Origin of the sequence: Microbulbifer aggregans (assembly GCF_020524005.1) — a bacterium.
GTDB classification, from domain to species: Bacteria; Pseudomonadota; Gammaproteobacteria; order Pseudomonadales; family Cellvibrionaceae; genus Microbulbifer; species Microbulbifer aggregans_A.
Genome location: NZ_JAIVKK010000014.1, coordinates 1 through 19,161 on the forward strand (window position 1 = coordinate 1; position 19,161 = coordinate 19,161).

At 56.6% G+C, this 19,161-nt stretch carries 15 protein-coding genes; 5 read left to right on the plus strand and 10 right to left on the minus strand.

What is annotated here, in order from left to right; all coding sequences use genetic code 11:
- Positions 1–714 precede the first annotated feature (714 nt).
- The 3 genes from LC093_RS18960 to LC093_RS18970 all read right to left on the minus strand — a co-directional run bounded on the left by LC093_RS18960 (position 715) and on the right by LC093_RS18970 (position 3,470).
- On the minus strand, positions 715–1,431 hold the full coding sequence (locus tag LC093_RS18960; RefSeq protein WP_226668630.1) for an outer membrane beta-barrel protein: 717 nt from the start codon (positions 1,429–1,431) through the stop codon (positions 715–717).
- A gap of 133 nt (positions 1,432–1,564) precedes the next feature.
- The gene (locus LC093_RS18965) at positions 1,565–2,218 is read right to left on the minus strand and encodes a replication protein P (protein WP_226668633.1); all 654 of its coding nucleotides are present in this window, start codon (positions 2,216–2,218) and stop codon (positions 1,565–1,567) included.
- A complete protein-coding gene (locus tag LC093_RS18970; protein WP_226668634.1) occupies positions 2,130–3,470 on the minus strand; it encodes a DnaT-like ssDNA-binding domain-containing protein in 1,341 nt (446 codons plus the stop codon). Before LC093_RS18970 ends, LC093_RS18965 begins: the two co-directional genes overlap by 89 nt.
- 231 nt (positions 3,471–3,701) lie before the next feature.
- Here LC093_RS18970 and LC093_RS18975 point away from each other — a divergent pair, with 231 nt between their 5' ends.
- The 4 genes from LC093_RS18975 (at position 3,702) to LC093_RS18990 (ending at position 8,456) form a co-directional block, all read left to right on the plus strand.
- Positions 3,702–5,945 (plus strand): heavy metal translocating P-type ATPase, encoded by a 2,244-nt coding sequence (locus tag LC093_RS18975; RefSeq protein WP_226668636.1) that lies wholly within the window; start codon positions 3,702–3,704, stop codon positions 5,943–5,945.
- A complete protein-coding gene (locus LC093_RS18980) occupies positions 5,942–6,304 on the plus strand; it encodes a cupredoxin domain-containing protein (protein ID WP_226668637.1) in 363 nt (120 codons plus the stop codon). Before LC093_RS18975 ends, LC093_RS18980 begins: the two co-directional genes overlap by 4 nt.
- A 155-nt stretch (positions 6,305–6,459) precedes the next feature.
- A complete protein-coding gene (locus LC093_RS18985) occupies positions 6,460–7,422 on the plus strand; it encodes an alpha/beta fold hydrolase (protein ID WP_226668639.1) in 963 nt (320 codons plus the stop codon).
- Positions 7,419–8,456: an alpha/beta hydrolase family protein gene (locus LC093_RS18990; RefSeq protein WP_226668640.1), complete on the plus strand. Its 1,038-nt coding sequence runs from the start codon at positions 7,419–7,421 to the stop codon at positions 8,454–8,456. Before LC093_RS18985 ends, LC093_RS18990 begins: the two co-directional genes overlap by 4 nt.
- A 67-nt stretch (positions 8,457–8,523) precedes the next feature.
- Here LC093_RS18990 and LC093_RS18995 read toward each other — a convergent pair whose 3' ends face one another.
- Together LC093_RS18995 and LC093_RS19000 are read right to left on the minus strand one after the other, a co-directional pair.
- Complete coding sequence (locus LC093_RS18995) at positions 8,524–11,625, minus strand: efflux RND transporter permease subunit (protein WP_226668641.1); 3,102 nt, start codon at positions 11,623–11,625, stop codon at positions 8,524–8,526.
- Between the two features lie 33 nt (positions 11,626–11,658).
- A complete protein-coding gene (locus LC093_RS19000) occupies positions 11,659–12,753 on the minus strand; it encodes an efflux RND transporter periplasmic adaptor subunit (protein WP_226668643.1) in 1,095 nt (364 codons plus the stop codon).
- 317 nt (positions 12,754–13,070) lie between these two features.
- On the opposite strand from LC093_RS19000, the gene LC093_RS19005 reads away from it, so the two are divergent.
- A complete protein-coding gene (locus LC093_RS19005; RefSeq protein WP_226668645.1) occupies positions 13,071–14,204 on the plus strand; it encodes a helix-turn-helix domain-containing protein in 1,134 nt (377 codons plus the stop codon).
- Positions 14,205–14,277: 73 nt separating this feature from the next.
- Here LC093_RS19005 and LC093_RS19010 read toward each other — a convergent pair whose 3' ends face one another.
- From LC093_RS19010 to LC093_RS19030, 5 genes are all read right to left on the minus strand, one after another.
- Complete coding sequence (locus LC093_RS19010) at positions 14,278–15,156, minus strand: copper resistance protein B (protein ID WP_226668647.1); 879 nt, start codon at positions 15,154–15,156, stop codon at positions 14,278–14,280.
- A gap of 10 nt (positions 15,157–15,166) precedes the next feature.
- The gene (locus LC093_RS19015; protein WP_226668649.1) at positions 15,167–17,110 is read right to left on the minus strand and encodes a copper resistance system multicopper oxidase; all 1,944 of its coding nucleotides are present in this window, start codon (positions 17,108–17,110) and stop codon (positions 15,167–15,169) included.
- 7 nt (positions 17,111–17,117) lie between these two features.
- Entirely contained in the window at positions 17,118–17,627 is a 510-nt protein-coding gene (locus LC093_RS19020) for a DUF411 domain-containing protein (RefSeq protein WP_226668651.1), read from the minus strand.
- A gap of 153 nt (positions 17,628–17,780) precedes the next feature.
- Complete coding sequence (locus LC093_RS19025) at positions 17,781–18,260, minus strand: hypothetical protein (RefSeq protein ID WP_226668828.1); 480 nt, start codon at positions 18,258–18,260, stop codon at positions 17,781–17,783.
- Positions 18,235–19,011 (minus strand): 4'-phosphopantetheinyl transferase family protein, encoded by a 777-nt coding sequence (locus tag LC093_RS19030; RefSeq protein WP_226668655.1) that lies wholly within the window; start codon positions 19,009–19,011, stop codon positions 18,235–18,237. The genes LC093_RS19025 and LC093_RS19030 overlap by 26 nt, the downstream gene beginning before the upstream one ends.
- Positions 19,012–19,161 lie beyond the last annotated feature (150 nt).

Consider the following 19,161-nt stretch of genomic DNA (forward strand, 5'->3'; position numbering starts at 1 on the left):
CACCCACAACAAAACGCCCAAGTTACTTATTCACACTCACAAACATTCGATCACCTAGCTAGCCAGAGTGCTCGCCTGCAAGCAGGCTCCTACACATCAATCCAGATCCGGTGCACTAAGCCCGACGACTAATCTCTTCGTCACAATTAATGGGTAACCTAAAGCAGACGCTTTTTTAGCCGTTTCCCCAACCCCAGCTACCACGCCACTCAGCACAAATATCCCGTACTTATCCCCAGCTCTGTCCAGTGTTTCTGTGAGTAATCCACCTGTGTATAAACTCAAAAAAACTAGCCAAATCAATTTGCTTTTACTGTGAAAATTAAGCCTGGGGAAAAAGCGTAATGTCCAGCCACAAACTTATTAACTGATACTCTTGAGAAGTGGCGTAAAAATGCAGGTGTTTTTTTATACGTTTGCTGAAAGCGAGTAACCACGGGGGGTTGGGGCGATAACCCGTACTTATCCCCAGCTCTATCCCAAGATTCTGTGAGTAATACGCCTGTGCATAACCGCGAAAAAATGAATTAAATCAATTCAGTTTAAGGGTGTTTGCAGCCGTCGTTTTTTTGTTCTCTACCGGAAAGCTAGCAGCCATGCGGGCAAGCACAGATACCCCGGAGTTATCCCCAAATCTATCCAGTGATTCTGTGAGTAAGGTTTCGCAGGGAGCCGGGAAATCCCAATGTTAATAACACGCGAGCTGCCGTGCCGTCAGAAGTGCATACTCAAACCAATTGAAGCGCTTTCCAGCTGGTGTTGAGCGCGCAGCTCATCCGACCCTACTTCCGGGAATACTTCCCATTCTGCACGTAGTGTCCAGCTGTTGCGATGGTGATAGCTCACACCTGCACCATAGCCCCAGTGAAAGCCGCTCGCGTTTTCTCTGAACTTGCCTGATACAGGGACGGTGACGTCTTCTGATGAACCGTCACTCATCAGAAGTTGGAAAATCGCCTCGCCTTCCTGATATTCGGTGAGTTGATTCAACCAGAAACCGCCTCCGATTTTTCCAAACAGACTAAGACCACTACGACCAACGGGTATATGGCCCATGACGAAAGCGTTACCCATTCTGGTAGTAACACGGTCTCTAACGTTCAGGCCTGGCAATCTTGGATTTACTACGGTGAATTGATGTTCGCTTTCACCTGAATCCCTGAGATCGGCTTCAAAGGCCCAGTGCGGGGTCCATTGCCAGCCACCATAAATCTTCCAGCCGGTACTTTTGCTTTCCGTACAGGCGCCTGGGGTGGCTCGCTGGGTATCTGAATTCAGACTGTTAACAAATTCGCGATTCGTCGTGCAAAAACCACTGAATTGGCTGTCGAGAACGCTGATGCCGCCGTAGCGGTGGGAATAAAAATCGGCGCTGGCAGTGTTTGCCAGCATGGCTGCGGGTACAACTAGCAGAATGAGGGGCCTGACCATGGCGTGACCTGCTGTTCGAGCTTTGGGTGTATAAGTCTTGTATATAAGGCTCTACGGAAGTCCTGTGCAGAGACGTTTTAATCTACCGGGCTGGCGGAGGTTGTATCCAGATACACTCCCAGCCCGGTATTCATCATATTTCGAGCTGTGCGCGCAATTCCGCCAACTTCTTGGCATTTTCCGCTTTTGAAAGGGGTTTGGCGCTCTGGTGTTCCAATTGAACCTGCTCCGGGGCCGGCAGGCTCTCACCGGCCATCAGGCGTTCACAGATCTTTTTGTAGTGGGCCGCAAATACCGGGTAGGCCGAGGCCTCCGGATTATTTGCCAGGAAAAACCAGTCCGCTGCGCGCCCGGCGTGATACACCGCCGGGTGGCTCCACTTGAAGTTGGCCTTTGGGCTGGGGGCGTTACAGGCTTCCCGGTAGGCAGCACGAGGCTCGGGCAGTCCGCTATCGCCTTCTGCACAAAGCTGAAGGAACTTGTGAATAGTTGGCAAGTATTCACATACAGTAATAGCCCGTTCGGCGGCGCGACAAATTCGGTCAGGCGAAATATTGGCTAGGGCCTTTTGCCAGACCTGTCGTGCATGCGTTAACGTTCCTACGTCGGGGAAGGCTGACATGTACTGGTTGTGAAAATTAATTTTAAACAAGCCAAATAAATAGTTGATGGCCTTTTTTTGCTCGCTAATGGCTTCGCTACCAGCTTGTGTCGTTGAGGATGTCCTCGATGGATAAGTCCCTTGTACGCCGGTTTGTTGGTGCGGTGGATTCTTGTGGCTTGCCATGGTGGTGTCCTATTGCGAACTTATTGCGCTCGGCCCATTTATGCCGCGCATGGCGCACAAAAACAGAATCCCAGCTCTTGCGGGCTGCATTCTGGCTGCGCCAATAAAGAATAAACTCGGAAACCAGTGAAAGTGCGAAGTCTTGGTCGATTTCACACTGATTTAACAGATGCCCGAGGCAGTCACTGGAGGGCTGCCAGTTGCGGGAAATGGGTTTGGCCACCGGGTTCTTTTCGATACCCTGGCAGTAGTAGGCCCACTCTACCCGCGCATAGTCAATAAAGAGCTCGCCCCAGCGGGCGCTGTGACCGCCGCGCTCCAGCCATTTGTAGATAAACTCCGGCAAAAGCTCTGCGGCGAAGTTTGGATTGATGGCGAGACGTCGCAACTGTTCCCAGGTGTGTTCACTGGGTTGCCAGTCGCGGGTCATCGGGATGGGCTTGCGCTTCTCGATAAAGGGCGCGTCTTGCTTTTCCCAGTCTTCCATCACCCAGTCGTTAAATTCAAGATCCCAGGACACAGACTGCTTGCCGCTGCTGCGGTGGTAGTCCACAAACCGCTGGGTACAGCGACGCACGAAGGTACTCGGAACACCTTCATCGGAGAGTTTACGCAGAGTGTCTTCACCAGGCCGCCAGTCTTCGGGTAGCGGGCGTTTGCGGTCCTGGGTTGCCCGGTAGGCCTCCCACTTGGATTTCACCTGCTTTAGAAACAGTGAGCCGAAAGAGTGTCGGGATTCACCCCGGTCGCGCCAGTAAGTCACGAATTCGGGCAATTGCTCCCGTACAAAATGCTCGGGTACTCCCAGCTGGCTGATTCGCGCCAGGGTTTCATTGTCCGGTGTCCAGTTTGGCCCGATAGAATTGGCGTTGCGAGTGCGGGCCTGAGCAGGATTGGACATCTGTCCGTGCGTACGTGCGCCGCTTCCCTGTGCCGCTTGCGCCTGACCGGCAGGCAGCGTGAACTTCAGGATGCCGCTGTCACCGTAGGGCGCCGCGCCGAGCAGCAGGGCACCTTGATTACGCAGGCTGGTGGCGACCCGCTGGATATCCGACGGCTGCCAGAACGGCAGCAGCCGCTCAAGTTGCTCGCTATCGGCGGTATACCAGTCCCGACCGGGATGAGACTCTACAGTCAAAAATGGCAGCATATCCCCAAGTGCGGTCAGCAGCACCGCTTCCTCCAGGCCGAGGGTCGCGGCCAGAGTAGGGGAAATGCTGAGTGGTCTTTCCGGGAGCAGGGGATGTTTCATGGCGCGATTCTACCATTGCCAACACTTGGTGACAGTGTGCCATTTTGGCTGACTCCTCATTCCAGCCAGAAGCGGGCTGACTGATGGGACAAAAGCGGGTTGGAAGCGGGTTGGAAGCGGGTTGAAAGTCGCGAAACTTTGGGTGGAAGGGTATTTACCTTACCCGGGGGGACGACTTGTATGCTGAAAATATCCAGATTGAAAAGCGAATAATTGCAGGTGGTAAACGCGATGCCGAACCAGAAACATGTATTGACCCTGCGAGGTGCCTCTTGTGCTGGCTGCGTGCGCAAGATCGAGGGCGCTCTTGAGGGCGTGCCAGGGGTAGAAGAGGCGAAGGTCAACCTCGCCGAGAAAACCCTGACCGTCACTGGCGAAGTCGATGAGAAGCGCTGTATCGAGGCGGTTGAAAATGCCGGCTATGGTGCCGAGCCGGCCAGACCTGATCCCCGTGAACAGCGGGAGCTGCAGAAAGCGGAAGATCACCGGCATTACCGGCAGCTGCTTTGGCGTTGCATTGCCGCGCTCGCTGTCGGACTACCGCTGATGGCGTGGGGACTGATCACAGGTGAAATGTCAGTACACACATCGGGCCAACAGTTAGCCTGGGGAGCGGTGGGACTGGTAACCCTCGGGGTCATGGTATTTTGCGGCGGGCACTTCTATACCGGCGCCTGGAAAGCCTTCCGGCACCACAACGCCAATATGGACACATTGATCGCGCTCGGCACCGGTGCTGCCTGGCTGTATTCAATGTTGGTGGTGCTCTGGCCAGAGCTGCTGCCGGAAACCGCACGGCACGTCTATTTTGAAGCAAGCGCAATGATCATCGGTTTAATCAACCTCGGGCAGGCGCTGGAAGTTCGTGCGCGGGGCAAGACGAGTGCAGCGGTGGAAAAACTGCTGGAATTGCAGGACACCAGCGCGCGGGTGCTGAAAAACGGCGAAGAACAGGATGTACCGTTGGACGCTGTCCAGAAAGGTGATCGAATCCGCGTGCGTCCCGGTGAAAAAATTCCGGTGGATGGCACCGTAGACGAAGGTAGCAGTTTGGTGGATGAGTCCATGCTGAGCGGTGAACCGGTGCCGGTAAAAAAAGCGTCGGGAGATAGCGTGTCTGCCGGTACCCTGAACAAGAACGGCACGCTGGTGTTTGTCGCGGAGAAGGTAGGGGCTGAAACCCGACTTTCACAGATCATCGACATGGTCCGTAGTGCGCAAAATTCCCGCGTTCCCATTGCTCACCTGGCCGACACAATTTCCGCGATTTTTGTTCCCTCGGTCATGATCATCGCCGTGGTTGCCGCGCTGGTCTGGTACAACGTCGGCCCGGAGCCTGTTGCTGCACATATGCTGGTGGTTTTGATTTCTGTTCTTATCATCGCCTGTCCCTGTGCTCTCGGGTTGGCAACGCCGATGTCGGTCATGGTGGGTGTCGGCAAAGGTGCGGAGCACGGTGTGTTGATCCGCAATGGCAAGGCGCTACAGCAGGCCAGTAATCTGGACACACTGGTGGTGGATAAAACCGGAACGCTGACCGAAGGCGCGCCAAAGCTGACCGACATTGAAGCCGATAGCGATAAAGAGGAGCTGCTCAAGTTGCTCGCCGCGCTTGAGACCGGTTCGGAGCACCCATTGGCCGAAGCGATCCTTCAGGCTGCAAAAGACAAAGGCCTGGAACTACCTGGTGTAAATGAGTTTGAAGCCATAACCGCCCATGGGGTTCGTGGAAAAGTAGATGGCAGGACGGTGTTGCTGGGGAACCGGAAGCTTCTGGAAAAAGAAAATATTGAATTACACGATTGGCCTGCGCGGGCAGAGGAGCTGGCAGAGAAAGGTCGCACCGCCATGTATGCCGCAGTGGATGGCCGTATCGCAGGTGTAATTGCCGTGGCTGATCCGATTCGTGAAGATGCGAAAGAAGCGGTCGCTCGGTTACAGAAACTCGGCCTGCGGGTGCAAATGCTGACCGGCGACAATCACGCGACTGCCAAGGCGGTGGCGAAGCAGCTGAATATCGATGACGTACATGCGGATTTGCAACCGGAAGACAAGGAAAAACTGGTGGCGAAATTGCAGCAAAATGGCAAGCGAGTCGGGATGGCCGGTGACGGCATTAACGATGCTCCGGCGCTGGCGCGTGCGGATGTCGGATTTGCCATTGGTGCTGGCACGGATGTAGCGATAGAAACCGCCGATGTCACCCTGATGCGTTCCTCGCTGCATGGGGTCGCAGATGCCATCGAGCTTTCCAAGGCGACCCTGCGTAATATCAAACAGAATTTATTCGGTGCGTTTGTCTATAACACACTGGGGATTCCCATTGCTGCGGGGGTGCTTTACCCGTTTACCGGGGCCTTGCTGAGCCCGTTAATCGCCGGTGCGGCCATGGCATTTTCATCCGTCACGGTGGTGAGTAATGCGAACCGTTTGCGCTTTTTCAAACCTTCGCAAATCAAGGAGGTACAGTCGTGATCGGTATCTTGGTGAATGTAGCCGGACTGCTGTTGATTGCCGTGATTGTGTGGTGGTTCTGGATTGCGGGAAGAAACGTGTCCGGTGAACACTATCAGGAATCCCTGGTTATCCAGGTGAAAGACGGCGTGTATGAGCCGGATCGTGTAGAGGTGCCTGCGGGCCAGGAAATTACCTTGCAGTTCCAGCGTGAAGATCCCAGCCCGTGCGCCGAGTATGTGGTTTTTGACGACCTGGATATCAGCGCGCAATTGGGTGTGCATACGACAACCAACGTAAGACTCCCGGAACTGGAAAAAGGGGAATACCCGTTTACCTGTCAGATGAAAATGTATCGGGGATTACTGGTCGCTGTATAAAGCTTGCCTGTCTCAATACAGGCGGCCAGATACGCTAAAAATTGATAAAAGCCAATTTATTGGGCAATTATTTCTAGAGTGCCTCTCCAGATAACGCCACCTTTACAGGTTGGCGTTGTAAAAAAGATAGCCGACAACGGGGAGGCAAGTTGCTCATGATGGCTTGGGTCTGGAAATGGTCTGCCCGTTTTCTTGGGGCAGTGCTGTTGTTATTGCTGCTGTTTGCGTTGTATGGCGGTTACGCTTATCGGGACCAGGCGCTGCGGGATACGGCATTTTCCCGTGGTGTTTCCTACGTGGACATTGGTTCGGCAAAAATTGCCTACCGTGCCGATGGTCTTGATCAAAGCAGCGAAACGCCGGTCATCCTGCTGCATGCCATGTTTTTTCATATGGGTATGTGGGATGAGTGGGCCAGAGAGCTCGCTCACAGTCACCCTGTCTATCGCTTCGATGTACCCGGCCACGGCCTCTCTTCACTGGCTGAAGATGGTGACTATTCCCTGCTGAGCACCATGGAAACCCTGGAATTGTTCATGGATCACCACGGTATCTCCAGGGCGATCCTCGTCGGTGCTTCCATGGGGGGCGCAACCATGTTCAATTTTGCCGCAGAAAATCCGGAGCGGGTCGAAAAACTGGTGCTCGTGAATTCTGGAGGTCTGGAAGGACATGACCAGTCAGATGCGGAAAATGGTGGTTTGCCGGATGGGGCATATTGGGTACTGCGTTATCTGCCTGACTGGTCCCTGAACCAGTTTGTCGACTGGTTGACCGCAGACAACCAGGCCAGCGAAACATTTAAATCCGGGTTTATCCAGACGTTCAGAAACCTCGACACACGGCGCGGCATTGTCGGGCGTATGCAGGATTTCAAATCTCCCGACACCGAGACGGTCCTACCTGAAATTCAGGCGCCCACGATGGTGATGTGGGGCGAGAAAAATCCCCAGTTACCGGAGGCTCAGGCTGAGCGCTTTAAATCTCTGATCGAACGCAGCGGCAATCCGGTGGTACTGCGAATTTACCAGGGTGCTGGCCACCTGTTGCCTGTAGAAGGGGTCGATTCGGCATTGCAGGACCTGATCGCCTTTGTTGCGCCGGAGGGTGACCAATGAAAACAGTCAAACGTTTAAGCCTGACGGTTCTGTTTCTGCTGATTGGCGGGTGGGGGCTCTACACCCTGTTTTTCAAGCCCGCTCCCCTGATATTACCTGATGCGAAGTCAATGCCCGAAGACGCAGAGCTGTCCGTTGTTTACGGTTTTGAGCCCGGACCACTCGCGGTCTCAGTGATCCCGGAAATGACGCTCGCCACTCGGGATGGGCCGTTGACACTGACTGCGTTCTACCCCGAAACGGAAGGGGCTTACCCTCTGCTACTATTTTCCCATGGCAACTTTTCCAACCGGCGTGCCTACGATCGCATCATCCGTCACTGGGTAAGTCACGGTTATGTGGTGTTGGCTCCCGATCACATGGATGCCGGGGGCATGTTCAACGGAATTCTGGCGATGATGCGCTACGGCCAGGACGGAGTGATGCAACAGCGCCCACGCGATCTCATCAACATACTGGACGGACTCGACTCACTTGTCGTCGGGTCTGCGGAGCTGGGCCAGCGTATCGACCGCAGCAGGGTGGCTGCGACCGGACACAGTTTCGGTGCCTTTACTGCACAAATGCTGGGAGGTGCTGACGCCGCAGTGCCGGAATCTGATGCGCGCATGCGGGAGACGGATACGCGAATACAGGCGGTGGTTGCGTTCAGTCCACCGGGGCCCATGTTTAATATGGTCGATGAACAGAGCTGGATAAATATGAGCGTTCCGCAGCTGGTGACCACGGGCACCTGGGACGTGGAAGCGCGTTTTTTTCGCGACTGGCGCCTGCATGCCATGAGTTACGATCGCGGCGTCGAGGGGCTTAACAGCCTGCTGGTTACCGAGGGCAGCGACCATTACTTTGGCAATTTGATTTGTCGTTTAGAGCTGGAAACGGAGCCGCAAGCAGACGCATTGAGAATGGCCAATGCGGTCAGCCTGGCCTTCCTGGATGCCCAGATGAAAGGCATATCGCAGGCCCGGGAGTTTTTGGCCTCCGATACTCTGGGGGTGGTTACCCAGGGGTTTGCGCAGGTATCACAGCGCTGACGGAATCCTGAATCAGGGGAGGGTGCCGGGGCAGTGCACTGCCCCGGTATTTAAAAGCGGCTTTGGTTTACGCTGGTTCTGCTTCTTTCAATTCCGCACGACTTTCGGTACGTGGGGAATTTTCTGAAATCACCTCATCCGCTCTGACCTTGTGGAACATTGCATAGAAAACCGGAACCGCGATCAGTGTCAGCACGGTAGCGAAGCTGAGGCCGCCCATAATGGTTGCCGCCATATCCGCAAAAAAGGCGTCGAACAGCAGCGGTGACATACCGAGAATCGTGGTCACCGCGGCGAGGAACACCGGGCGCAGACGGCTGACACTGGCCTGCTGGATGGCGGTCAGACGCGGCAGGCCGGCATGGGTCTGCACTTCGATTTCATCCACCAATACCACCGCATTCTTGATCAGCATGCCCGACAGGCTGAGCACGCCCAGCAGTGACATAAATCCGAACGGCAAGCCGCTCACCAGTAGACCTATTACTACGCCTACCAGGCTCATGGGCACTACCAGCCAGATGATCAGCGGTTCCTTTACGGTACCGAACAGCAGCACGGTTACCAGAATCATCACCAGAAAACTGAGTGGCAGGCGTGTGCCGAGGTTTTCCTTGGACTCGGATGATTTCTCGTAAATACCGCCGATCTCCACCCGGTAGCCGGGGGGCAGTTGCAGGTTTTCATGGCCGTCGAGAATGTGTGCGGAGGCATTCATCGCATTGACCCCTGCGGTCACATCGCCACTGACGGTAATCGTGGGAATACGGTTGCGGCGATGGATCAGGCCATCTTCCGCGGTCGTTTCGAATTTCTCCACCAGTTGTCCGGCGGGAATATAGTCGCGCTGGCTGGCACTCCACACCAGGCGGTCTTCCAGCGAGCCCACCTGATTGCGGTCGCCTTCCGGCAAGCGGGCGACAACCGGAATGATGCGGTCGCCGCTCTCAATGCTGCCGAGCCGGTAGCCGGAGGTGGCGAACTGCACCGTGCGACTGATATCCGCGCTGGTCACACCGGCAACCCGGGCGCGCTCATCGTCGATATGTGCGCGGATGACGGGCTCACGCTCGCGCCAGTTGTGGCTGATGTTATCCAGCCCCTTTTCTCTGAACACCTGTTTCAGCTGCTCGGCCATTGCGCGCAGCTCGGCGTGGTCCGGGCCTGAAATTCGCACCTCGACATCCGGCGCATTGCCGGGACCGAAGGCCATCTGCTTGAAGGTGACGAGCGCTTCCGGGTGTTTTTCTCGCAGCGTCGTTTTAGCGCGCGCTATCAGCGCTGGAATCTGTTTGCGGTCTTGCGTACGTACGATCAGCTGACCGTAGGCGGCATTCGGTGCCTCTGGAGCGTAGGTGAGCATAAAGCGGTCTGCGCCCCGGCCTGCCACGGACGTCACCCAGACGACCTCTTGTTGCGACTGCATATAGTCCACGGCTTCCTGCAGCGCGTCATCGGTGCGATGGATATCACTGCCCTGGGGCATGTGGTAATTCACAAAGAACATCGGCGTGTTGGAATCGGGGAAAAATGCCTGTTTCACCAGGCCGAAAGACATATAGCTGATGGCAGTGACCGCAAACAGGAGTGCGACGGTAAGGCGACGGTATTGCAGAGCCTTTGCCAGTACGCCCGCGTACATCCGGTAGAACCTGCCATCGTAGAGATCCTCCGAGCCGGCAAGCTCACTCGGTTTGAACAGGTGGTTGCCCACAAACGGGGTCACGGTAACGGCCAGCACCCAGCTCAGCAGCAATGAGATACCGATTACGGCAAACAGGGAAAACAGGAACTCACCCGTGGTGTCCGGTGACAGGCCGATACCGGAGAAGGCCATGATGCCGATAATGGTCGCGCCCAGTAGTGGCCAGAAGGTCTGGCGCACCACCCGGTTGGCCGCACTCTTGGGTTGTTCATTTTTCTGCACGCCGATCAGCATGCCCTCGGCCACCACAATGGCGTTATCCACCAGCATACCCATGGCAATGATCAGGGCGCCGAGGGAAATCCGCTGCAGGTTGATACCGAACATATTCATGAACAGCAGGGTGCCCATCACAGTCAGGCCCAGTACCGCGCCTACCACCACGCCAGAGCGCCAGCCCATGAAGACACAAAGTACCAGGATTACGATCACGACCGACGACAGCAGGTTGAACAGGAACCCATCGACGCTCTGCTCAACCACCCGGTGCTGTTCGTAAATAGGGGAAATCTCGATACCCAGCGGCAGCGCTTGCTCCAGCTGTGCAAGTTTCGCTTCTACGGCGTTGCCCACATCGACGATATTGGTGTCCTGGTTGCCGGCAACGCCAATCAGGATCGCCGGCTTGCCATTGAAGCGGGCGATGAAGCTCGGGCTTTCGTCGTAGGCGAGGGAAACGTCGGCAACATCCTGAACCGTCAGCATTGCGGTAGAACCGGGCACACCGAACAGAATATTGCGCACGGAATCCAGATCGGTGGCTGTGCCGTTGACGGAAATACGTGTGCGCAGGTCGCGGTCGCCAACTTCACCCGATTGCTCAGTGCTGATTTCGGCGTTGATCACTTGGGAGAGATCGTCGAGGGAAAAACCGAGTTGTGCGAGACGGGTTTCATCCACATCAAGGAAGGCGACCTCGTCGATGACCCCGGAGCGGGATACCCGTGCAACCCCTTCGACCGTCAGCAGTTCACGGCGGACCGCTTTGGATATTTCGCGCATTTCTGACGGCGAGAAACTTTCGCCGGTCATCGCATAGTAAATGCCGTACACATCGCCGAAATCATCGTTCACCACCGACGGTTGCGCGCCTTTGGGGAGTGACGATTGCGCGTCGTTTACCTTGCGGCGCAGTTCGTCCCAGATCTGCGGCAGCTGTTCGGAAAGGTACTCATCCTTGATCTCGATATTAATTTCCGAAAGTCCGGTGCGGGAAGTCGAAGTAATGCGTTTGAGTTGTCCCATCTGCTGGATGGCAATCTCAAGTTTTTCTGTAACTTCCTCTTCCACCTGACGCGCACTGGCGCCGGGGTAAGTCGTAAATACCCGGGCCTGCTTGATGGTAAACGCGGGATCTTCAAGGCGGCCGATGTCCGACAGCCCCCAGAGGCCGCCGAGCAGGAAAATCAGAATCAGGGTCCAGCTGTACACCGGCCGGTCAATGAACAGATCAGAAATTTTCATGCACTTTCTCCGAATACTTCACTGCCCGCGGGCTCAAATATCAGCTTGCTTGGCATTTGTGGACTTTTGGAGATAGTTGCGCACCAGGGCTCCTTCATACAGATGTTGCCCACCAGCGGCGACCAGCTTCATCGAGGGCTCCAGGCCCGCGGTAACCTGCACCAGTTCACCATCGGTACGTCCCAGCTCTACGGGTGTGCGGGTTACTCGCTGTTCATCGTTGATCAGCCACACATAAGACGCGCCGTCAGCACTTGTCTGCACGGCGGACAGCGGGATACGCAGGTCGCCCTTGGTGGCATTGAATTTGAGGTTCACGCGCGCGGTCATGCCCGGGAGAATCTGTACCTGCTCCGGTCGCGGCATGCCCAGTTCGACCATATAGGTTTGGGTGACCTCATTGGCCTCGGTCTGAAGCTCACGGTACTCGAGAGGGAATTCCCTGCCTGGCAGGAATTCGAAGGTTGCGGTGATCGCATCCACTTGCGAGCGATTCACAGTCGCCATCAGTTTTTCAGACACCGATACCTGAATCCGGACTTCGGAAATATCCTGCAGGCGAACAATGCCTTTACCGGCTTGCACATTGGTGTGATTTTCTACCAGTCGCCTGGTTACGATGGCATCGAAGGGCGCGCGCAGAGTGGCGTAGGCGAGTTGCTGCTCGGCGTTCTCCAGCGCTACCTTGGCCAGGTCGTAGTTACTCTCGGTCTCATCAAGAGCCTGTACCGAAATGATCTTGCGTTCGGCGAGGGAGCGCTGACGATCCAGGGTTTTCTGCAGCAGCTCCAGCCTGACCCGTGCTTCTTTTACCTGCCGGCGGTAGTCGCGATCATCCAGCGCCGCAATAACCTTCCCTTTCGGAATGACTTCACCTTCTTTCAAGGGAAGTTTGTCCAGTTGCCCGCCTACCTGGAATGACATGTCCAGCGTCTGCACCGCCTTAACCTGTCCGGCAAAATGGCGCAGGCCGGTGTTTCCGTTGCTGGCGACCGTGGCGACTTTTACCGGCCACTGGCGCTCTGCTTCGTTCGCATCGTTCTTGGCGTCGGTGCAGCCGACAAAGCTGGCTGCCGCTGCGATCAACAGCAGGAATGCGGGGAAGCGGAAACTACCGGTCAGTTTCATATTCGATTTCCATGGGATTGGTTAAAGCTTGATTGGGGAGCTGCTCGGGTTGGTCAGCAGCACGGGACCTGATTTCTGGTCACGGTGTACGTGGATCTTGAGCGCGCAGGATTCCCACAGGTTACGGTAAGTGCGCAGTCTAGGAGAGGTAGGGTCCGGATAGGAATAGACGAACCTGTTTATATATGGACAATTGTATTGCCTTGGGGGGTGAGGGGATAATGCCGGATATGTGTATAGGTTCGTCTAACCACAGTAAATGGTTGTAAAGATGTCGAATTTTGTGGTTTTTTCGTATTTAAATGGCTGGAAAAGTTATGACCAAACCGCAGGATTCTGTTCAACAGGTGGCCACGCTATGGAGGATACTGTCTGGTCAGCCGGTAACCGAGCAGGCTGCGTCCGCCGCCCGGGTATTTGTGAGTAGCAGGATTCGCGATATTGCCCCGGGCCTGTTGCCGATCTGGTCCGAGTCACGCCTGCGGGAACTGTTTCTGACGCAGCCCAATGCCCACAGCTTTATCGAGCGCTGGCGCAGTCAATTTATGCCCGAAGTGATCCTGCAGCCTGCACAGGTAGTGACCTTCCTGAATGAATTTCTGGCTACCCATCAGCTGGTCGATAACTATTTCGAGTCCCTAACTATTTTCGGGGCCAGCCGTCGCAAGCGCGGTGAACTTGGCGATATTCAGGTCAGCCGACCGCTGGGCAGTAGCCGCAGCTGGTGCCTGATGTTGACCACAGAAGGCGGCGGGGAATTCAATTGCATTCGCCAGACGTTTGTTTCCAAACCTGGCGATATGATTCTTCTCGCGCCGGGCGCACTGTATGAGTTTCGCCGTCATCACGATCATGCGCTGTGGGAAACCTACTGGTTTTACTGCAAACCGGCAGAGCGGGTGATGAGCCGTCTGAACTGGTCGGAATTGGGGCCGTATATTTACCTCCTGCCTGTCCCGGTTGGAGAAGTTCCCGCAATCAAACATATTTTCCAACAGATGCTCGATGTGGAATCGCCCGCCGAGGAACTCTCCCAGGCCATCATCGAAAATCTGGCGGAACAGATATTCCTGCGCAGTTTCCAGTATGCGCAACGCGCGGGCAGCGTGGTTCTGGATGGCCGCGTGAAAACAGCGTTGGGCTATATCAGCGATCACCTGTATGACGATTTCACTATAGAGGACGTGGCCAGTGTTTCCGGGCTGTCGCGCGCGCGCCTGTCGAAATTGTTCAAGGCCTATACCGGGCGGAGTATTTTACAGTGGCGGGATGAGCGGAGGATGTCTGATGCCTGCCAGGCATTGGTGCGCGAAGACGCAAGTGTGCAGGCGGTAGCGGAAGCGGTGGGCTATGAAGACCCGCTGTATTTTTCCCGCAAATTCACCCAGATTGTCGGAATGAGTCCGCGACAATATCAGCAGACCCGGCGCGGACGGCTCGCGGCTGAGTAAATGCCTGGGAAGACATTACCGCGAGCCGAACCGGCCGGGAATTTTCACCGTACGGTTTCGTACCTTTGAATAATTAAAACCAGGTGTACAGCCCGATTACCCAGGTAGTTTCACTGGTGGCTTCGCCCTCGGTACGCACAAAGTCCGCCGTGTTGCCGAATTTCTTTTCATAGTGCACACCGAAGTAGGGTGCAAACTGCGGAGTGAATTCGTAGCGCAAGCGCAGGCCGGCTTCGATATCGGAGAGACCGGAGCCGGTGTGGCTTTCGGGATCATTCTGGCCGTAGAAATTCATTTCAATCTCCGGACTCAGAATCCATTGCTGGGTGAACAGTAGTTCGTACTCGGCTTCCAGGCGCAGCGCGCTGTCACCGTCTTCGCCGATAAACAGTGCCGAATCCACTTCGAAGAAATAGGGGGCGAGGCCGTTAAAGCCGATTGTCGCCCAGCTCTTGCTGTCACCACCTTCCAGTTTGAAATCGTGGCGAACTCCCGCCTGAAAATCCCAGTAGGGCGCCACGGCGCGACTGTAAAGTGCCTGCAGCTCTGAGTTGGTGGTCTCCCCCTCTTCGCGTTCGATTTCCGTTTTCAGCCACAGCTTATTGAAGTCGCCGCCAAACCAGAGGCTGCCTTCCAGTGCGCTGCCCTGGTGTTCGCGCGCTTCCAGCTGGTCAATGGTTACCTTGGTCAGCAACACCTCGTGATCCATCACGTGGTCCGGCTGGTTGGGAGCATTGTGCAGGCTTGCGGTGGAGTAGGGGTTGCGGTGTCCCTGATGACCTTGATGGCCATCTGCGGGCACGGTTCCCGGCTGAGCCTGATGTTGGCCATGATCCATAGGTTCCATAGACTCGCTATGGTGGTGCCCCCCGTGTTCCTGATCCTGGGCAAACGCCAGCGACGTCGTCAGAAGTGGCAGCAGAGCGGCGCAACACATCATTTTCTGTTTCATATTCAACTCCTCACACCACTCTGACTTCGCGGAACATGCCGGGCATGTGATACAGCAGGTGGCAGTGGTAGGCCCAGCGCCCATAGGCATCGGCGGTCACCAGATAGCTGATGGTGGAGCCCGGCTGCGCGATCACGGTGTGCTTGCGAGGGATATATTCGGGGTCACCGGTTTCCAGTTCGCTCCACATACCGTGCAGGTGAATCGGGTGGGTCATCATGGTGTCGTTCACCAGGGTCACCCGCACACGTTCGCCATATTTCAGCATCAGGGGCTCGGCATCACTGAACTTGATCCCGTCCATGGACCACATATAGCGCTCCATATTGCCGGTGAGGTGCAGCTGGATTTCCCGTTCGGGTTCGCGCCGGTCAATGGTGGGGGTGAGGTTGCGGATATCCGCGTAGGTAAGTACCCGGCGGCCGTAGCGGCTCTGGTGACCGCGCAGGCCGATGCCGGGATCGTGGAGGCCGTTTGCCGGCATTTGTGCGCGCATGTCCACACCGGGGCCGTACTCACTGGGATAGTGCTGTACCGGGGCATTGCTGCCAAAGCCGGCGCGACCGAGGCCAGAGGTACGTCCTGGCATTTGGTGGCCGGTATGCTGGCTGTGGTCCATACCACTCATGCTGCCCATATTGTGGCTGCTGTGATCCATGCCCTGCATGCCGCTCATATCGTGGCTGCTGTGATCCATGCCCTGCATGTCGCCCATATCGTGGCCGCTGTGATCCATGCCGTCCATGTTGCCCATGTCGTGGCCACTGTGATCCATGTCGCTCATGCCGCCCATATCGTGGCCAGAGTGGCCCATGCCCATATCGCGGTGTGTAAGTACCGGGGCGTAATCCATAGAGGGGACTTCGGCGCGCAGTTCCTGATGCGGGGTCAGGGTGCCGCAGGCGTAACCGCTGCGGTCGATGGTCTGGGCAAACAGGGTGTAGGCGCGGTCATCCGCCGGCTCCACCACCACGTCGTAGGTTTCGGCCACGCCGATGCGGAATTCATCCACGCTCACCGGTTCGATATTCTGGCCGTCGCTGGCGACCACCGTCATTTTCAGACCGGGAATGCGGATATCGAAAATCGACATGGCCGAGCCATTGATAAAGCGCAGACGGATCTTTTCCCCGCGTTTGAATAGCGCGGTCCAGTTGGCATCCGGCGTCTGGCCGTTCATCAGGTAGGTGTAGGTATAACCGGTGACGTCGGAAATATCGCGATCCGACATGCGCATCTCATTCCACATCTCACGGTCGCGCCAGGTTTGCGCCACGCCTTTCTGGCGGATCTCCTGCCACAGGTCGCCGGCGGTGCGGCGACGGCGGTTGAAGTAGTGCCCCTCTTTCTTGAGCTTGGCGTAGATGTCGTGGGGCGAGTCATCGCTCCAGTCGCTCAGCAGCACCACATAGTCGCGGTCAAAGGCGACAGGATCGGGTTCCGCGGGATCAATAACGATCGCGCCGTAGTGGCCGATCTGTTCCTGGAAGTCGGAGTGGCTGTGATACCAGTAGGTGCCGCTCTGGTTGACCTGGAACTGATACTTGAATGTCTCGCCGGGGCGGATGCCGTTGAAGCTGAGGCCGGGCACGCCATCCATATTGCTCGGCAAAATGATGCCGTGCCAGTGAATGGATGTGTCGTGGGCAAGGTGGTTGGTGACATTCAGGGTGACCGTATCACCTTCTTTCCAGCGCAGGACAGGGCCCGGCAGGCTGCCGTTCACGGCCACTGCGGTGCGCTCGCGGCCGGTAAAGTTTACCGGGAGATAGTTCACCTGCAGGTCAAAATGGTTGCCGCGCAGTGGCTGCGGAGTCGGGTTATTGCGCTGTGCGCTGGCACTGGATGCGACGGGCGCGCCAAGCAGCGTTGCACCTGCGGCCATGCCGGTTACGAAGCGGCGCCGCGACAGGGATGGCAGCGCCAGCTGGGAGCTTTTTCTGGAGTTATTCATAGGCGCCTCAGTGTTGTTGCTCTGGGCGGTCGATGCTGGCGTAGACGGCGTGACTACCGTCGTTATTCAGCTGCAGTACCTCGTACGGGGTAAAGCGGTCGCCCACTTCCATGCCCGGACTGCCGAGCGGCATGGCCGGCACCGCGAGTCCGCGTGCACCGGCCGGAGGGTTCTGCAGGAACTGGCGAATCAGTTTGGCCGGAACGTGCCCTTCGAAAACATAGCCGTTCTCCGACACACTGGTGTGGCACGACTGGTATTCCGGTGCGATCTGGTGCTGTTGTTTGATGTCGTTCAGGTTATTCACATCGCGGGCGTCGACGAGGAACCCGCGCTGGCTGGCGTGATCCACCCATAGTTTGCAGCAGCCGCAGGTGGCTGATTTGTAGGTGGTGAGGGCGATGGAATCGGTCGCAGCCGTCGAGCGGGCTTCCGTCGCTGACTGTGTGTCCTGGCTACTGCCACAGCCGCTGAGCAAGAGAAGAGCGGCGCCAAGGGCCAGTATAAATGGGCGCATAGTGATGTCCTGTCGTAAAAATATCGTGATTACACGCGGGGGAATAGACACTGCCAGGAGAGGCTGCATCGTGAACTCGCAGGCGTGTGTTGTGTCGGGAAAAGTGGCGTTGGGAATACCAGAGGGCCTTTTACGAGGCGCACTGATCCCTGGTCAGGACAAAATGGGCGGACGAATAGCGGTTTCCGGTTCTGGACTCGAATCCAGCGACCGGTAGGCGGTGCGGGGCAGGCTGAAGCCGATCAATTCCGTCGGATTCGCGGAAGTTGGGATGACGCTGGTGCACACACCGGGGCAGCAATTGCAGTCACTGTCGCAGCTGTGGTGTGTCTGCAATTCCGACCGGGAGTTACAGCCGTGATCCGCGCATTGCTGGTGTCTGGCTATGGACTCCATGGATTTATGCGGCATGTTCACCGCGTCGTGCGAGATGCCGGGAGCCTGATGGTCGCTACCCGAATCACAGGGCGCTGCCAGGGCTTCGCCAGCGACGGCGAATAGCACAAGTAACAGCAGTGTCCTGAGGGTATTGAACATGAAGTCCGGGTCACGTGGCGGCAGGTTGAGCGGCGATAGTAGGAGCTGGTGATGATCCGTGCAAGCGCACTCAGCCCATTCCGCGACGAATCGCATTGGCTGACAGGTCACCAATTGCGGGATCGACGCCGGCCACTGCCAGGTGCAGCTGGGAAGTATCCCGCAGGGGGAACATGGCGTAGAAAAACTGCCACGGCAGCTCTCTTCCGGGCAGGTCGGCGGCAAACTGTGCCCTTTGACCCAGGTGGAAGCCGGAGAAATCCACACGGCCCAGCCCTTCGGAGATACCGGTGCCGCGGGCTTTGTAGAAGGCCTCTTTGAGGGTCCACATACGGTAAAAATGCACCGGCATCAGTTCCCGCGGTGGCGCGTCCAGCAGGGCGCACTCCTGGGGGTGGAAGTAATGCCGGGCGATGCGCTGGAAGTTGCGGGGTTTTTGCGGCTGCTCGATATCAATACCGATGGCCTCATTTTCCGATACCGCCAGCGCTATCCAGCGGCCACTGTGGCTCAGGCTGAAATGGAGCTCGGGGGCATTCTCCAGTAGGGGTTTTCCAGTAGGCAGGCGGGAAAAGCGCAGGGCCTCTGGCTTGGTGCCGCTGAGCTTGCCCAGTACCCGGCGCATCAGCGCGCGCCCGAGCAGAAAACCGTGTTGCTGATCCGCACCCTGGAATTTCTGCTGGCGGGCACGTTCTTCATCCGAGAGCAATTTTTCCAGCGCAACGGCAGTGGGGCTGCCGGCCACGATATCGTCAGTGCGCAGCAGCCACAGCCCGGGCAGCCGGGATGCAATATGTGCAGTTGTCACTGAAGCGGAGCGGGGAGACATATGTGGTGTTGAATTCATGGTGACTATCGGCGGTGATGCATTTCCCAATAGTGAAACGTGGCCGGCTTTCGGCGTTTGTTACCCTTGCTACCCTCAGGCTAGCTGCTGGCGCGTGTATAAGCTAGTTGGAAGTTGAATGTGCCGCCAGTGCTTTGAGTCTGCGTGCGC

Bases quoted from the DNA above. Each gene is read 5' to 3' on its own strand.
- LC093_RS18960 (WP_226668630.1), bottom strand. From the start codon at position 1,431: ATGGTCAGGCCCCTCATTCTGCTAGTTGTACCCGCAGCCATGCTGGCA.
- LC093_RS18965 (WP_226668633.1), bottom strand. From the start codon at position 2,218: ATGGCAAGCCACAAGAATCCACCGCACCAACAAACCGGCGTACAAGGG.
- LC093_RS18970 (WP_226668634.1), bottom strand. From the start codon at position 3,470: ATGAAACATCCCCTGCTCCCGGAAAGACCACTCAGCATTTCCCCTACT.
- LC093_RS18975 (WP_226668636.1), top strand. From the start codon at position 3,702: ATGCCGAACCAGAAACATGTATTGACCCTGCGAGGTGCCTCTTGTGCT.
- LC093_RS18985 (WP_226668639.1), top strand. From the start codon at position 6,460: ATGATGGCTTGGGTCTGGAAATGGTCTGCCCGTTTTCTTGGGGCAGTG.
- LC093_RS18990 (WP_226668640.1), top strand. From the start codon at position 7,419: ATGAAAACAGTCAAACGTTTAAGCCTGACGGTTCTGTTTCTGCTGATT.
- LC093_RS18995 (WP_226668641.1), bottom strand. From the start codon at position 11,625: ATGAAAATTTCTGATCTGTTCATTGACCGGCCGGTGTACAGCTGGACC.
- LC093_RS19000 (WP_226668643.1), bottom strand. From the start codon at position 12,753: ATGAAACTGACCGGTAGTTTCCGCTTCCCCGCATTCCTGCTGTTGATC.
- LC093_RS19005 (WP_226668645.1), top strand. From the start codon at position 13,071: ATGACCAAACCGCAGGATTCTGTTCAACAGGTGGCCACGCTATGGAGG.
- LC093_RS19010 (WP_226668647.1), bottom strand. From the start codon at position 15,156: ATGAAACAGAAAATGATGTGTTGCGCCGCTCTGCTGCCACTTCTGACG.
- LC093_RS19015 (WP_226668649.1), bottom strand. From the start codon at position 17,110: ATGAATAACTCCAGAAAAAGCTCCCAGCTGGCGCTGCCATCCCTGTCG.
- LC093_RS19020 (WP_226668651.1), bottom strand. From the start codon at position 17,627: ATGCGCCCATTTATACTGGCCCTTGGCGCCGCTCTTCTCTTGCTCAGC.
- LC093_RS19025 (WP_226668828.1), bottom strand. From the start codon at position 18,260: ATGCGATTCGTCGCGGAATGGGCTGAGTGCGCTTGCACGGATCATCAC.
- LC093_RS19030 (WP_226668655.1), bottom strand. From the start codon at position 19,011: ATGAATTCAACACCACATATGTCTCCCCGCTCCGCTTCAGTGACAACT.